This is a genomic window from Nonomuraea sp. NPDC005501 (assembly GCF_040605905.1).
GTDB lineage: Bacteria > Actinomycetota > Actinomycetes > Streptosporangiales > Streptosporangiaceae > Nonomuraea.
In genome coordinates this window covers 92660-105797 of the sequence record NZ_JBEXDT010000014.1, presented here as the reverse complement: position 1 = coordinate 105797, position 13138 = coordinate 92660, and the positions used below count along the sequence as shown (strand labels likewise).

The window sequence follows — 13138 nt, the reverse complement described above, 5'->3', positions numbered from 1 at the left end:
GTCGATCCCGCGGGGCCCCGCGCCCGCCGTCGTCGGGCGGGCGGGCGCGCGGCCGGTGCGCCGGTCAGCAGTCGACCAGCTCGGGCTTCTGGTTGAGGATCTGCGCGCGAGGCGTGACGAACGCGCTCAGCGCCTCGGTCGCCGCCGGGTCGAAGACCGCGACCCGGTGGCAGTTCTGGAACGCGAGCCGTACCCCGAAGTGGCGCTCCAGCGCGCCGCGCATGGCGTCGCTCGCCAGGCACCGCAGGAGCTGGCCGCGCGCCTCCTCCGACGGAGGGGGCACCTCGTTGTCGGCGAACTCGGCTCCGTCGCGCTCCCGCTGCTGGACCAGCTCGCTGATCACCGACCACGCGTAGGGCAGGGAGTCGCGGACGCACGCGACGAACGCCGCGTCCTCGATCTCGCCGGTCCTGGCCTGGTCGAGCAGGTCGTTCGGAACGGTCAGCGACATGCTGTCTCCTCTCGAAGGGGATCGAACCGACGCTATGAGCCGTCGGCGTGGGACTCCAGATGGCTGGAGGGGGACACTCGTGTGCTCACCGGCGGCCGTAGGTGAACCCCGGGTCGATCTGCAGGGACAGGTCGAGGCCGGTGCGCGCGTCGGCCCAGGCACGGGCGTTGCGCAGGTGGAACTCCTCGGCCTGGCGGCCGAACGTCGTCCAGTCCTTCTCCTGCGCGTCCACGTGCTTGAGCAGCGTGGCGAGCGTGTCGGAGTTGGCCGGCTCCAGGTCGTCGAGGGCCAGCGGCCGGCCCTGCTCCATGGCGCGGACGGCGGCCGAGTGCTCCATCCAGGCCACCAGGTCCTCGCCCACCTCCGCGCGCAGGAAGTCGACGTCGCCCGGCCCGTGGACCTTGTTGCCGACGACGGCCACGCGGACGCCGAACCCGGCGGCGTGCTCGGAGTACTGCCGGTGGACGCCCACGCCCTGCCGCGTCGGCTCGGCCACGAGGAACGTCAGGTCGAACCGGGTGAACAGCCCGGAGGCGAAGGAGTCGGCCCCGGCCGTCATGTCCACCACGACGTACTCGCCGGGCCCGTCGACCAGGTGGTTGAGCAGCAGCTCCACCGCGCCCACCTTGGAGTGGTAGCAGGCGACGCCGAGGTCCTCCTCGCCGAACGGGCCGGTGGCCAGCAGCCTGACGCCGTCGGGCGTCGTCACCGCGTACGGCGAGGCGGCGAGGTCGTCGAAGCCCAGCAGCCGGGACCCGCGCCCCGGCGGCGTCGTCTTGACCATGGCCTCGGCCGACGGGATGCGGGGGTTGTCGCCGCGCAGGTGCTCCTTGATCTCGGGGAGGCGGGCGCCGAGCGGCTCGGGCCGCTCCTCCGCGCCGAGGACCAGGGCCAGGTGCTGGTTGATGTCGGCGTCGATGGCGACCACCGGGCCGCCCTGGCTCGCCACGTGCCGCGCGAACAGCGCCGACATCGTGGTCTTGCCGCTGCCGCCCTTGCCGACGAAGGCCACCCTCACGATAGCTCCAGATGATGATGAAAACCGTTGTCGTTTTCGATGGCGCCCATCATGCCACACTGGCCTCATGCGCGACGACGATTTGGCGCGAGCCGTGCGGCTGCGGGAAGAGGGCAGCCGTGAGGAGGCCCGCGAGCTGCTTCTCGGCCTGGCGGAGCGGCACCCGGAGGACGCCGAGGTGGCCTACCAGACGGCGTGGGTCCACGACGTGCTCGGCCTGGAGAAGGAGGCGGCGCCCTTCTACGAGCGCGCGCTGGCGGGCGAGGGGCTCAAGCCCGAGGACCGGCTGGGCGCGTTCACCGGCTACGGCAGCACGCTCAGGGTGCTCGGGCGGTACGACGAGGCGCTGGCGGCGTTCCGGCGCGGGCTGGCCGAGTTCCCGGAGGACCCGGGGCTGCGGACGTTCATGTCCATGGCGCTGTACAACGCCGGCCGGGCGCGCGAGGCGGTGTCCACGCTGCTCAAGGTGCTGGCCGGCACCGAGGCGGCCGGCCAGTACCAGCGGGCGATCACCTACTACGCCGACCACCTGGACGAGACGGTCTGACCGCCAGTCCGGGCCGGGCTCGTCCTAGTGGCAGGCGGTGTCCAGCGCGATCGGCCGGTCGTAGCCCTGGACGGTCGCGCCGGCCCTGGGCTGTCCCGGGGCGCGCACGGAGGGCCGGTCGGCCAGCGCCTTGGCGACCTTGGCCCGGATGAGGCTCCAGTCGGGGGCGGCGGTGTTGATCAGCGGCGGCACGAAGCTCAGGCTCCTGATCCGCGCGTGCTTCACCCGGTCCGACAGCTCGATGAACGGCGGCAGCAGGTTCTGCGGGACGTCGGTGGAGATGGCGCGCTTGGTCGCCGCGGCCAGCTTCTCGAAGCTGTTGAGCACGGTCACCGGGTCGGCCTGCTTGGCGACGGCGTAGAGCAGGCACTTCTGGCGTCCCATGCGCACGTAGTCGTCGCTGTCGGTACGGGAACGGCCGAACCACAGCGCCTCCTGGCCGGAGAGCTTGCGGGTGCCGGCGGACAGGAGCCCCTCGCGGTACTTGCCGTACACGATGGGCTGCTTGATGGTGACCTTCACCCCGCCCATGGCGTCGATGATCTGGGCGAAGCCCTTCATGTCGACCATCGCGTAGTAGGTCACCGGGATGCCGAGGATGTCGCTGACGGTCCGCTTGAGCAGGTCGGGTCCGCGCTGGCCGCGGCGCACGCCGGGCACCGTCTCCGGGTAGTCCTCGGCGTACTGGAAGACCTCGTTGAGCAGGCCGGGCGTGTCGGGGCCGTCGCCGGTGAAGCCCTGCGGGAAGCGCCGGCGGGCCGGGCCGCGCGGCATCTGGACGTGCTCCAGGTTGCGCGGCAGGCCGAACAGGGTGGTGTTGCCGGTCGCGGTGTCGACGCTGGCCACGGTCATGCTGTCGGTCCGCACGCCGGGACGGCCGGGCGCGGAGTCGGCGCCGATGAGCAGGACGTTGATCCGCGCGGCCCCGTTCCACGGGTCGTCGGCGACGATCGGGGTCATGTCCGCCGTGAAGATCGAGTCGACCACGTCGTGTGACACGTAGGCGAGCCGGGCCGCGTACGCGGTGGGCACCAGGACGAGCGCGCACAGCCCGGCGGTGAAGGCCGCGGTGAGGCCGCGCCCCACGGCGTTGGACCGGCGGGGCCGGACGAGCACGAACGACCGGACGATCACGACCGACCAGGCGAGGGCGAGCGCGGCCAGCGCGACCGAGAAGACCGTGAGCCAGAGGGGCTGCACGGCCAGGGCCAGCACCTTGGTGCCGAAGGCGGTCACCGCGGTGATGATCACGGCCAGCACCAGCACGTACGTCACCATGAGCGCGAAGCCGGTCTTACGGCGATCCGTGGCGACATGTGCCACGCCCCACAGGAGTGCCGATCCCAGGGTCAGCGCGATCGCCGCACCAGGACCGAAGCCACGGTCTCTGCTCGTCATCCCTGGTCAACCCCCTGTTTTGCGCAGCTGTCCTCCACGTTAGTGATGGTTTGATGTCGAATAAGGGCGGCTTAGGGGAAGTGTCGTACCAATTCCCGGTCAACTGATACTTGCGATATAACGTGAGTATGAGACGTGGACGCTACGGGTTCGACGCCCCGATGGCCCTGCTCGGTCTCGTGGTCGGGGCCGTCGCCCTGCTCGTCCTGGCGGTGACGTCCTTCGGCCAGGACGTCCCGGCGGCCGGGATCGCCTTCCTCCTCGGCGGTCTCTACACGCTGGCCAGCGCGGCCAGCTACCTCTACACGACCCGGCGCGGCAAGTTCGCCGTGTGGGCGGCCGAGCTGGAGCGGCTCAAGGGCGACGAGCGGCTGCTCGACCTCGGCTGCGGGCGCGGGGCGGTGCTGCTGCTCGCCGCGCGGCGGCTGCCCGAGGGCCGGGCCACCGGCGTGGACCTGTGGCGCTCGCGTGACCAGTCGGGCAACGACGAGAGCGTCACCCGGGCCAACGCCGAGGCCGAGGGCGTCTCGGTCGACCTCGTCACCGGCGACATGCGCGAGCTGACGTTCGACGACGAGTCGTTCGACGTGGTGGTGTCGAGCCTGGCCATCCACAACATCCCGGACGCCGGGGGCCGGGAGAAGGCCGTCCGGGAGGCTCACCGCGTGCTGCGGCCCGGCGGGCTCATGCTCGTCGCGGACTTCCAGCACACGCCCGCCTACGAGGACACGCTGCGGGAGCTCGGCGTCGTGGACGTCCGCCGGCGCGACCTTGGCTGGCGATTCTGGTACGGCGGGCCGTGGTTCAGGACCTGGATGCTGGAGGCCCGAAAGCCCCTCACCGCCCGGTGAGGCGACGTTTGCGATCCGCCGGTCGGGTACCAGGTTTCTTTCATGAGGGACGTGGATACCGGCACAATCACCACCAAGGTGCCTGCACGGCTGGACCGGCTGCCGTGGTCACGCTGGCACTGGATGATCGTCATCGGCCTCGGCACCGTCTGGATCCTCGACGGCCTCGAAGTCACCATCGTCGGAAACCTGTCGGCCCAGCTCGCCAAGCCCGGCAGCGGCATCGACATCACCCAGGGCCAGGTGGCCGGGACCGCCGCCGCCCTGTACGTGGCCGGAGCCTGTCTGGGCGCCCTGTTCTTCGGCTGGCTGACCGACAAGTACGGGCGTAAGAAGCTGTTCATCATCACGCTCGTCGTGTACCTGGTGGCGACGGCGATGACGGCCTTCTCCTTCAACGCCTGGTGGTTCTTCCTGTTCAGGTTCATGACCGGATTCGGCATCGGCGGCGAGTACGCGGCCATCAACTCGGCCATCGACGAGCTCATCCCGAGCCGCCACCGGGGCCGCATCGACATCATCATCAACGGCAGCTACTGGCTCGGCGCGGCGGGCGGCGCCCTGCTGACCGTGCCGCTGCTCAACGACCTGCCGGTCAACATCGGCTGGCGGGTCGCCTTCGGCCTCGGCGTGGTGCTCGGCCTGGCCATCCTGCTCGTACGCCGGCACGTGCCGGAGAGCCCGCGCTGGCTGTTCATCCACGGACGGGGCAAGGAGGCCGAGCAGCTCGTCGGCGAGATCGAGGAGCAGGTGGGCGGCGACCTGCCGGAGCCGAAGAGCTCGGTCACCATCCACCAGCGCAGGTCGATCGGCTTCGGCCGGATCGCGCACACCATGGTGGCGCTCTACCCCAAGCGCACGATCCTCGGGCTGTCGCTGTTCATCGGGCAGGCGTTCCTCTACAACGCCATCACCTTCGGGTACGCGCAGATCCTGTCCACGTTCTACAAGATCGACACGCACACCGGGTACTACTTCGCCGTGATCGCGGTCGGCAACTTCCTCGGCCCGCTGCTGCTCGGGAAGCTGTTCGACACGGTCGGCCGGGTGCCGATGATCTCGGCGACGTACATCGGCTCGGGCCTGCTGCTGCTCGGCACCGCGTGGCTGTTCAGCCAGGGCATGCTCACCGCCGTCACGCTGACCGCCTGCTGGTGCGCGGTGCTGTTCGTCGCCTCGGCGGGCGCCAGCTCGGCCTACCTGACGGTCAGCGAGATCTTCCCGATGGAGACCAGGGCGATGGCGATCGCGTTCTTCTTCGCGATCGGCACCGCGGCGGGCGGCATCGCCGGTCCGCTGGTCTTCGCCGGGCTGGTCTCCACCGGCGTGCCGGGCGACACGGCGCTGGCGTTCAGCATCGGCGCCGTCATCATGATCGCCGCGGGGATCGTGGAGCTGTTCCTCGGGGTCAAGGCCGAGCAGAAGGGCCTGGAGGAGATCGCCGCGCCGCTCACGGCAGCTTCGGTGGACACGGCCGCATGACCCTCAGCACCTGCGTGCTGTCGGACAGGTAGAGGTGCGGCACGTCGACGAACACCCGCATCGGACCGCAGTCCAGGCCGAGGCTCCGCGCGACCCCGGTCTGGACGTCCGACAGCGGCACGTAGTTCAGGTAGCTGGTGAACGCGTTCTGCGACCGGAACGCCGCCGTCATCACCAGCCCGCCGTCGCGGATCCGGAAGGCCAGCCCGCTCAGGCACGGCACCGAGTCGTACGGCTCACCCGGCCCGGTCAGCGAGATCCACGCGCTCTTGCTGTACGGCTTGGTGCGCAGCAGGTCCACGGCCCACCCGAGCTGTCCCCGGATCCGGGCCCCGTAGCTGTACTTGAACGGGGACACGACCGTGTCCTGGGTGAACTTGCGGCAGTAGAGCGCGAGCCGGTCGGCGTCGCCGTACCTCTCCAGCAGCGGGTCGTCCCGCCGCACCTGCGCCATCTCGAAGAGCACGGGCGGCCCCTCCATGACGGGGCCGCGGTCGTCGTCGCCGAGCGCGCCCTCCGTCCACACGTGGCGCATCATCCAGATCCACGCCTCCCCACATGACGCCCACATCGCTGGGCCGGGCATTCAGGTCTCCACGTTCGGGAACTCGTACGGATTGCGTGGCAGGCGGCGCCGCCTCGTGACGTTGCAGCGCACGTAGTAGACCGAGTAGTGGACCAGCGCCACCAGCGCGATGCTGGTGCTCAGCAGCACCGCATTGGGCGCCTGGCCGCTGAGGCCGGTGACGCCGACCACCAGGTAGGCGCTGTCGGCGACGGCCAGCATCATGACGTTGATCCCCGGCCAGGCGAGCGGCGCGAACGTCTCCGGGTAGCGCGGGTCCACCGGCAGATTGGGCGACCAGGCCAGCTCGTCCTTGAGCCGGGTCGCGTACAGGAGGCGGAAGTTGTTGATCGCCCGCGCGGTGCGGGCGTGCGCGTTGACCGCCTCGATCAGGCGCAGGAACGGCAGCCCGGTCAGCAGCCCGAACGCCGTCACCAGGGCGAACAGGTACCACGGCACGGTGTGCCAGGAGGTGAGGGCGCGCGGGTCCACCACCTTGGCGCTGATGAGCGCGATGGTCGCCAGGAAGGGGCCGGACAGCAGGCTCATCCCCAGTCTGGTCATCTTCAGCCGCTCGTCCTTGGCGGCGAGGTGGACGGCGTAGATGCCGGTGAAGTCGACTGCGGCGAGTTGGAGGAACTGGGTCGCAGACAGCTCCTCCTCCGGTGTCATGCGAGGGGGCGTCTTCCGCATGGGGTGCTCCTGTAGGGCCAGCTTCCTCCAGTATGAGCACACGTTCCGGGATCTGTCGGGTTATTCCTTCCAATCATTCCAACAAATCGCAGCCGACGCCCGTCGACCGGACGATCTCGCCCACCTGCCGGAGGTACGCGGTCGGCAGGCCGTACAGCAGGGCCGCGGCCTCGCCGTGGCGCAGCACCGGGAGCGCGGCGACCGCGTCGGCGGCCAGCCCGCGGCAGTACTCCAGCGTGAGCTCCACCATGCCCGCCGTCCGCAGCTCCCGGATCACCTCCTCCACCTGCTCGCCGGTCAGCTCTCCGCCCAGCGACCCGGTCACCCCGGCGTCCCGGGTCAGCAGCAGCGGCAGCGTGTAGACGCCGTGGCGCAGGTCCTGGCCCGCCGGCTTGCCCAGCAGACCGCTCGGCGCGGTCAGGTCGAGCAGGTCGTCGAGGATCTGGAAGATCAGCCCGAACCGCTCCCCGTACGCCGCCATCCCGGCCCGCTCCTCGGCGGTGGCCCGCGCGCAGATCGCCGCCACCAGGCACCCGGCGCGGAACAGCGCGGCCGTCTTGCCGCGGATCGAGGCCAGCGCCGCCTCGACGGTGCGGTGGGGGTCGTACAGGGAGGCCGTCTCCAGGTACTGCCCCTCGGCCAGCTCCACCACGGCCGCGGCCAGCACCTCGGCCACCGGCCGGGACACCGCGGTGATCGCCGCCAGTCCCGCCCTGGCCAGCATGAAGTCGCCGATGACCAGTGCCTTGCCGTCGCCCAGCTCGGCGTTGAGCGTGCGCGCGCCGCGCCGCTCGGTCGCGCCGTCCATGAGGTCGTCATGGACCAGCGATCCGGCGTGTATCAGCTCCACGCAGGCGGCGGCCGTGACGACCCGGCGGTTGGGCGTCCGGCCCAGGGCCAGCGCGGTGGCCAGGGTCAGCGCCGGCCGCAGCCGCTTGCCGCCGGCGCTGATGATCCGGCCGGCGCCCGCGTTGATGCCCGGCAGTGCGGAGGAGCCGCCGAGCCGGCCGATGCGGTCCTCGACGTCGCGCAGGCCCCGGGCGATGGCGGGGGAGCCGATGAGCTGGTCCATGCGCCCAGCCTGCCTTGTGCTCGCTGAGCCGTCCCTGAGAGACGCTGAGAGGAGCCTCAGGCCGCTCGGCGACACGGGGGTGGAGTGTGACACCGTGTCAGGCTGTACGCCTGTTCTCGTGACGACGGCTACGGAGGAGGACGCATGGGCATCGCCGAGCGGGTCGACGGGTTGCTGGCGGCCGGGACGGCGCCGGGCCTGCACGGGCTCGTCGTGGTCCGGGACGGGCGGGTGGTCCTGGAGCGGTACGGCGACGGGGAGGACTTCCGGCTGGGCGAGCCGCTGGGGCACGTGAGGTTCGGGCCGGACGTGCTGCACGACGTCCGGTCCGTGACCAAGAGCGTGGTCGCCCTCCTGTACGGCATGGCCCTGGGCGACGGCCTGGTGCCCGGTCCCGGCGAGCCGCTGCTGCCGGCCTTCCCCGCGTACGCGGACCTGGCGGAGGGCAGGGAGGGCCTCACGGTGGAACACGCGCTGACCATGACCCTCGGCCTGGACTGGAACGAGAACGTGCCGTACACCAGCACCGCCAACAGCGAGCTGGCCATGGAGGCGGCGCCCGACCGCTACCGGTACGTCCTGGAACGTCCCGTCGTGGAGGAGCCCGGGAAGCGGTGGCACTACTGCGGCGGGGCGTCCGCACTGCTCGGCAGACTCATCGCCGACGGGGCGGGCGTGCCGCTGGAGGAGTTCGCGCGGGAGCGGCTGTTCGGGCCGCTCGGGATGCCGTTCGAGTGGACGGCCAACGGCGGCGTCGTGCTCGCCGCCGCCGGGCTGCGGCTGCGCCCGCGCGACATGGCCGGGCTGGGGTCGCTGGTGCTCGACGGCGGGCGCGGGCTGGTGCCGGAGTGGTGGATCGGCGAGATGCTGCGGCCCCGGGTCGAGATCTCGGAGGGGTTCGCCTACGGGTACCAGTGGTACGTGAGCCCGGGGCAGTGGGTGGGCGCGACCGGCAACGGCGGCCAGCGGATCGTGGTGGTCCCCGAGCGGCGGCTGGTGGTGGCCCTCACGGCCGGCGAGTACGACGCCGCCGAGCAGTCGAGCGCCGCGGTGGCGCTGGAGGAGGTTCTCAAGGAGGACTGACACCGGGCTCACGGACCGACACCCGTTTCAGACCGACACCCGCCTCACAGAGGGAGGCGGCCGATCGCGGCGCGGAACGCGGCCACGGCCGCCCCGGTCGCCGGGTGGCCGCCGTACCCTCTGCGGAAGGCCGCCAGCGTGCGGCGGCTCAGCGGCAGCTCGGTGAGCGTCACGCCCGGCGGCGGGGCGAGCGCGGCCAGGCGCGGCACCAGCGCGACGCCCTGCCCGGCCGCCGCGAACGCGAGGACCGTGTCGAAGTCGTCCACCTGGTGACGCACCCGCGGCTCGAACCCCGCCGCCTGGCAGGCCCGGATCGTCATGGCGTGGCAGAGCGTGCCGGGCTTGCCGGTGATCCACGGGTCGTCGCGGGCCTCGGCGAGCGCCATCCGGCCGGTCAGGTACATGGACTCGGCGAACAGCGGCTCCGTGGCCAGCGCGGGGTCCGCCTCCGGCGGCACGAAGTCGTACTCGTGGACCAGGGCGACGTCCAGCTCGCCCGCCCGCAGCGCGCCGGAGACGTCGGCGGGGTCGATCTCCGACACCATCGGCTCCAGCGCCGGGCAGGCGCGGGCCAGCTCGGCGAGCGCGGCGGGCATCAGCGCGCGGGCCGCCGTCGGGAACGCGCCGATCCGCACGGGCCCCGACGGCTCGCCCCGGACGGCCGCCAGCGCCGCCGACGCGCGCTCCAGCTCCTCCAGTACGGCCTGCGCGTGCTCCACCAGCAGGCGACCCGCCGGGGTCAGCGTGACGGCGCGGCCGGTCCGCCGCAGCAGCGGCACGCCCGCCTCCCGCTCCAGCGCGCTGAGCTGCTGCGACACCGCCGACGGGGTGAACATGACGGCTTCGGCGACGGCGGCGATCGTGCCGCGCCTGGCCAGCTCACGAAGCAGACGCAGCTTCCGAGGGTCGAGCATCAGTCCAGCTTAGGCTCAACCGCACGAATCCGAACTGGACCTGACGTACGGGCGCGGGCCAGGCTCGAAGCATGCTGAAGGGAATCCACGTACCGCTCGTCACGCCGTTCACCTCCACCGGGGAGGTGGCCGCCGGGGCGCTGGACAAGCTCGCCCGCCGCGTGCTGGACGAGGGCGCGTCCGGCCTGGTCGCGCTCGGCACCACCGGCGAGGTCGCGGCGCTGACGCCGGCCGAGCGCGCGCAGGTGGTCGAGGTGTGTGCCGAGCTCTGCCGGGAGCGCGGGGCGCCGCTGACCGTGGGCGTCAACGGCAACGACACCCGCTCGGTGCTCGCGGCGCTGGAGGAGCTGCCGCCGGACGTCACGGCCGCGCTGGTGACCGTTCCGTACTTCCTGCGTCCCTCGGAGCGGGGCGTGGTCGCGCACTTCGAGGCGCTGGCCGACGGGACGCCCGTGCCGCTGGTGATCTACCACATCCCCTACCGCACCGGTCAGGCCGTGGGCGCCGCCACGCTGCGCCGCCTGGGCCGGCACCCGATGATCGCCGGGGTGAAGTACGCGACCGGCGGCGTGGACCAGGACGTCCTGGACCTGCTCGGCGACCTGCCCGAGGGCTTCGACGTGCTGGGCGGCGACGACGCGGTCATCTCGCCGCTGCTCGCCGCGGGCGCCTCCGGCGGCATCATGGCCTCGGCGAACCTCGCCCCCGCGGACTTCGCCGACCTCGCCGCGGCCTGGAGCGCGGGCGACGTGACGCGGGCACGGGACCTCGGCCATCGCCTGACCCGGCTGTCGGCCGCCCTGTTCGCCGAGCCGAACCCGGTCGTCACCAAGGGCGTCCTGCACGCCCAGGGCCTCATCCCGACACCCGACGTCCGACTGCCCCTGCTGCCCGCGAGCGAGCCCTCGATCACGACGGCCCTGGCCCTGCTGGGCTGAGAGCTGGTTACCCTCGGACGAATGATCACGAACCGCCCCACGGCGCGCGTCATCCTCGCCGCCCCCGGCGACCGCGTGCTGCTGTTCCGCTTCGTCCCACCCGACCCCTGGCCACGCGAGCCCGCATGGCACCTGCCCGGAGGCGGGATCGAGCCGGGCGAATCGGTGGCGGACGCGGCCCGCCGAGAGGTGCACGAGGAGGCCGGCTTCGTCCTCGGGCCCGAAGACCTGGGTGAGCCGGTGGCCATCAACGCGGGACAGTGGTCCGTCCAGGGAAGTCACTACTACACCGTGCACACGTACTTCTTCGCCCGGGTCCCGACGGCGGAAGTTCGCGGAACCGGAGACGACGGGTTCGGGCACCGATGGTGGACCCCGGCCGAGCTCGGCGCGACCACGGAGCGGGTCTTCCCACCCGGGCTGGCCGTGCTGCTGAAAGACCTGCTCCGAGGAGTCCGGCCCGAGCGGCCCGTCGCTCTCGACTGGTGAAGACGGCCGGGTGACCGGTTCGCCGGTGCGCGTCCGGAGCTTCCCGGAGCATGTTTCACGTAAAACATCGCTTGACCTCAAGCGCGGTTGAGGCGGCACGCTCGGCGCATGAGTCAGGCAACGATGAGAGCAGCGGCGTTCGCGACCCCCGGCGGCCCCGAGGTGCTCCAGGTCATGGAGGTGCCCCTGCCCGAGCCCGGGCCCGGGCAGGTGCGGGTACGGGTGCGGGCGGCGGGCGTGCAGCCGTTCGACACGGCGGTCCGTCGGGGCTGGACCCCTCCGGGCGTCACCGGCGGGCTGCCGCGCGTGCCCGGCAATGAGTTCGCGGGTGTCGTGGACGAGGTGGGCGAGGGTGCGTCAGGTGTCGAGCCGGGGACGGAGGTGCTCGGGTTCTCGTTGCTCAACGCGTACGCGGAGTACGTCGTCGTGCCGGCCTCCCACGTGACCCCCAAGCCCGGCGGGGTCCCATGGGAGGTGGCGGGCGCGCTGACCGCGGCCGTGCAGACGGCGGAGCTGGCGCTGGACGGGCTCGCGGTGGGGGAGGGCGACACGCTGCTCGTCCACGGCGCGGCCGGCGCGGTGGGCACGGCGGCGGTGCAGATCGCCCGGTGGCGGGGCGCCTCGGTGATCGGCACGGCCCGCGAGGAGAACCACGAGCACCTGCGCGCCCTCGGGGCCGTTCCCGTCGTGTACGGCGACGGCCTGGCGGACCGGGTCCGCGCGCTCGCGCCCGGCGGCGTGGACGCGGCCCTCGACGGGGCCGGCGGGGTGGCGGTGGACGTCTCGCTGGAGCTGGTCAAGGATCGCGCCCGCGTCCTCACGCTGGTCGAGCACGGCAAGGCCGCCGAGCTGGGCATCAAGGTGACGCGGGGAGAGCGCACGGCCGAGCGCCTCGGCCGGTACGCGGCGGAGTACGCCTCGGGCCGGCTGCTCTTCCCGATCCGGCGGACGTACCGGCTGGAGGAGGCGGCGGACGCGCACCGGGAGATCGAGACCGGCCACGGCCGCGGCAAGGTCGCCCTCATCGTCGGCTGATCCCCGGCAGGGGCCGGTCAGCCGGTGGTCCTGTGCCGCTGGTTGAACCGGCCCACCTTCGCGCGGTTGCCGCAGCCCTCCATGGAGCACCAGCGGCGGCTGCCGTTCTTGCTCACGTCGAGGAACCACAGGATGCAGTCGGGGTGCGCGCATCTGCGCACCCGCGACGGCCGCTCGCCCATCATCCGCACGAACGCCGCCGCCGCCGTCCACGCCGGCAGCCAGGCCGGCTCGTCCACGACGACCAGCTCGCCGGGCTCGCCGTCACGCATCACCGGCCGGACCGCGCCATGGCCGAGCACGTCGTTCAGGCCCGTGTGGCCCCGGCCTTCGAGCGCGTCCCGTACGGCCTCGCGGGCCGGCACGAGTCGGTCGCGCACCGCCTCCAGATCGGAGTCCGGGCCGGCGGCCATCGCGTGGTCGGACAGCCAGGCACGAACCCCGTCGAGGTCGTCGAGCTGGTCGGCCCGCGCGCCGTGCTCCACCCACACCGTGTTGACCAGGTCCAACGCCACGGGCTCGCCGCGAAGCGGGCGGACTCTCACTTGGCTAACCTCTCAAATCGGTTTGACCGGTTATCTTTCACCATGCTATCACTTAAC

General features: G+C 72.1%; 15 protein-coding genes. 7 read left to right on the top strand and 8 right to left on the bottom strand.

Features of this window, described 5'->3' with window-relative positions:
- Nucleotides 1-64: 64 nt before the first annotated feature.
- Together ABZS51_RS10925 and ABZS51_RS10920 are read right to left on the bottom strand one after the other, a co-directional pair.
- On the bottom strand, nucleotides 65-451 hold the full coding sequence (locus ABZS51_RS10925) for an SCO5389 family protein (RefSeq protein ID WP_310707855.1): 387 nt from the start codon (nucleotides 449-451) through the stop codon (nucleotides 65-67).
- A gap of 85 nt (nucleotides 452-536) precedes the next feature.
- Nucleotides 537-1469, bottom strand: coding sequence for an ATP-binding protein (locus tag ABZS51_RS10920; protein ID WP_355438596.1), 933 nt, complete (start codon nucleotides 1467-1469; stop codon nucleotides 537-539).
- Between the two features lie 67 nt (nucleotides 1470-1536).
- Here ABZS51_RS10920 and ABZS51_RS10915 point away from each other — a divergent pair, with 67 nt between their 5' ends.
- On the top strand, nucleotides 1537-2016 hold the full coding sequence (locus ABZS51_RS10915; protein WP_355438594.1) for a tetratricopeptide repeat protein: 480 nt from the start codon (nucleotides 1537-1539) through the stop codon (nucleotides 2014-2016).
- Nucleotides 2017-2040: 24 nt separating this feature from the next.
- Here the strand turns inward: ABZS51_RS10915 and ABZS51_RS10910 are convergent, their stop codons facing one another.
- Nucleotides 2041-3414: an LCP family protein gene (locus ABZS51_RS10910; RefSeq protein WP_355438592.1), complete on the bottom strand. Its 1374-nt coding sequence runs from the start codon at nucleotides 3412-3414 to the stop codon at nucleotides 2041-2043.
- Between the two features lie 128 nt (nucleotides 3415-3542).
- Here ABZS51_RS10910 and ABZS51_RS10905 point away from each other — a divergent pair, with 128 nt between their 5' ends.
- The gene (locus tag ABZS51_RS10905) at nucleotides 3543-4265 is read left to right on the top strand and encodes a class I SAM-dependent methyltransferase (protein ID WP_355438590.1); all 723 of its coding nucleotides are present in this window, start codon (nucleotides 3543-3545) and stop codon (nucleotides 4263-4265) included.
- Nucleotides 4266-4307: 42 nt separating this feature from the next.
- Nucleotides 4308-5747, top strand: a complete 1440-nt coding sequence (locus ABZS51_RS10900; protein WP_355438588.1) for an MFS transporter — start codon at nucleotides 4308-4310, stop codon at nucleotides 5745-5747.
- Here the strand turns inward: ABZS51_RS10900 and ABZS51_RS10895 are convergent.
- The 3 genes from ABZS51_RS10895 to ABZS51_RS10885 form a co-directional block, all read right to left on the bottom strand.
- A complete protein-coding gene (locus tag ABZS51_RS10895) occupies nucleotides 5716-6285 on the bottom strand; it encodes a hypothetical protein (RefSeq protein ID WP_310707861.1) in 570 nt (189 codons plus the stop codon). The two genes, ABZS51_RS10900 and ABZS51_RS10895, sit on opposite strands and share 32 nt — an antisense overlap.
- A gap of 48 nt (nucleotides 6286-6333) precedes the next feature.
- Nucleotides 6334-7005: a hypothetical protein gene (locus ABZS51_RS10890; protein WP_355438586.1), complete on the bottom strand. Its 672-nt coding sequence runs from the start codon at nucleotides 7003-7005 to the stop codon at nucleotides 6334-6336.
- A 73-nt stretch (nucleotides 7006-7078) separates the two neighbouring features.
- Nucleotides 7079-8077 carry a polyprenyl synthetase family protein gene (locus ABZS51_RS10885; RefSeq protein ID WP_355438584.1) on the bottom strand — a complete coding sequence of 333 codons (999 nt, stop codon included), beginning with the start codon at nucleotides 8075-8077 and terminating at the stop codon, nucleotides 7079-7081.
- 144 nt (nucleotides 8078-8221) lie between these two features.
- Between ABZS51_RS10885 and ABZS51_RS10880 the strand changes: the two genes are divergently transcribed.
- A complete protein-coding gene (locus ABZS51_RS10880; protein ID WP_355438582.1) occupies nucleotides 8222-9160 on the top strand; it encodes a serine hydrolase in 939 nt (312 codons plus the stop codon).
- Between the two features lie 44 nt (nucleotides 9161-9204).
- Here the strand turns inward: ABZS51_RS10880 and ABZS51_RS10875 are convergent, their stop codons facing one another.
- The gene (locus ABZS51_RS10875; protein WP_355438580.1) at nucleotides 9205-10074 is read right to left on the bottom strand and encodes a LysR substrate-binding domain-containing protein; all 870 of its coding nucleotides are present in this window, start codon (nucleotides 10072-10074) and stop codon (nucleotides 9205-9207) included.
- A 71-nt stretch (nucleotides 10075-10145) separates the two neighbouring features.
- On the opposite strand from ABZS51_RS10875, the gene dapA reads away from it, so the two are divergent.
- The 3 genes from dapA to ABZS51_RS10860 all read left to right on the top strand — a co-directional run bounded on the left by dapA (nucleotide 10146) and on the right by ABZS51_RS10860 (nucleotide 12536).
- The gene (gene dapA, locus ABZS51_RS10870) at nucleotides 10146-11012 is read left to right on the top strand and encodes a 4-hydroxy-tetrahydrodipicolinate synthase (protein WP_355438578.1); all 867 of its coding nucleotides are present in this window, start codon (nucleotides 10146-10148) and stop codon (nucleotides 11010-11012) included.
- A 21-nt stretch (nucleotides 11013-11033) separates the two neighbouring features.
- Entirely contained in the window at nucleotides 11034-11501 is a 468-nt protein-coding gene (locus tag ABZS51_RS10865) for an NUDIX domain-containing protein (RefSeq protein ID WP_355438576.1), read from the top strand.
- Between the two features lie 123 nt (nucleotides 11502-11624).
- The gene (locus ABZS51_RS10860) at nucleotides 11625-12536 is read left to right on the top strand and encodes an NADP-dependent oxidoreductase (protein ID WP_355438601.1); all 912 of its coding nucleotides are present in this window, start codon (nucleotides 11625-11627) and stop codon (nucleotides 12534-12536) included.
- Nucleotides 12537-12553: 17 nt separating this feature from the next.
- On the opposite strand, the gene ABZS51_RS10855 is transcribed toward ABZS51_RS10860, so the two are convergent.
- Nucleotides 12554-13081: a CGNR zinc finger domain-containing protein gene (locus ABZS51_RS10855; RefSeq protein ID WP_355438574.1), complete on the bottom strand. Its 528-nt coding sequence runs from the start codon at nucleotides 13079-13081 to the stop codon at nucleotides 12554-12556.
- Between the last annotated feature and the right edge of the window lie 57 nt (nucleotides 13082-13138).

Excerpts from the sequence above, each read along its gene's own strand:
- ABZS51_RS10915 (WP_355438594.1), top strand. The coding sequence starts at position 1,537 with ATGCGCGACGACGATTTGGCGCGAGCCGTGCGGCTGCGGGAAGAGGGC.
- ABZS51_RS10885 (WP_355438584.1), bottom strand. The coding sequence starts at position 8,077 with ATGGACCAGCTCATCGGCTCCCCCGCCATCGCCCGGGGCCTGCGCGAC.
- ABZS51_RS10880 (WP_355438582.1), top strand. The coding sequence starts at position 8,222 with ATGGGCATCGCCGAGCGGGTCGACGGGTTGCTGGCGGCCGGGACGGCG.
- ABZS51_RS10905 (WP_355438590.1), top strand. The coding sequence starts at position 3,543 with ATGAGACGTGGACGCTACGGGTTCGACGCCCCGATGGCCCTGCTCGGT.
- ABZS51_RS10875 (WP_355438580.1), bottom strand. The coding sequence starts at position 10,074 with ATGCTCGACCCTCGGAAGCTGCGTCTGCTTCGTGAGCTGGCCAGGCGC.
- ABZS51_RS10860 (WP_355438601.1), top strand. The coding sequence starts at position 11,625 with ATGAGAGCAGCGGCGTTCGCGACCCCCGGCGGCCCCGAGGTGCTCCAG.
- dapA (WP_355438578.1), top strand. The coding sequence starts at position 10,146 with ATGCTGAAGGGAATCCACGTACCGCTCGTCACGCCGTTCACCTCCACC.
- ABZS51_RS10890 (WP_355438586.1), bottom strand. The coding sequence starts at position 7,005 with ATGCGGAAGACGCCCCCTCGCATGACACCGGAGGAGGAGCTGTCTGCG.
- ABZS51_RS10925 (WP_310707855.1), bottom strand. The coding sequence starts at position 451 with ATGTCGCTGACCGTTCCGAACGACCTGCTCGACCAGGCCAGGACCGGC.
- ABZS51_RS10910 (WP_355438592.1), bottom strand. The coding sequence starts at position 3,414 with ATGACGAGCAGAGACCGTGGCTTCGGTCCTGGTGCGGCGATCGCGCTG.
- ABZS51_RS10900 (WP_355438588.1), top strand. The coding sequence starts at position 4,308 with ATGAGGGACGTGGATACCGGCACAATCACCACCAAGGTGCCTGCACGG.
- ABZS51_RS10865 (WP_355438576.1), top strand. The coding sequence starts at position 11,034 with ATGATCACGAACCGCCCCACGGCGCGCGTCATCCTCGCCGCCCCCGGC.
- ABZS51_RS10895 (WP_310707861.1), bottom strand. The coding sequence starts at position 6,285 with ATGATGCGCCACGTGTGGACGGAGGGCGCGCTCGGCGACGACGACCGC.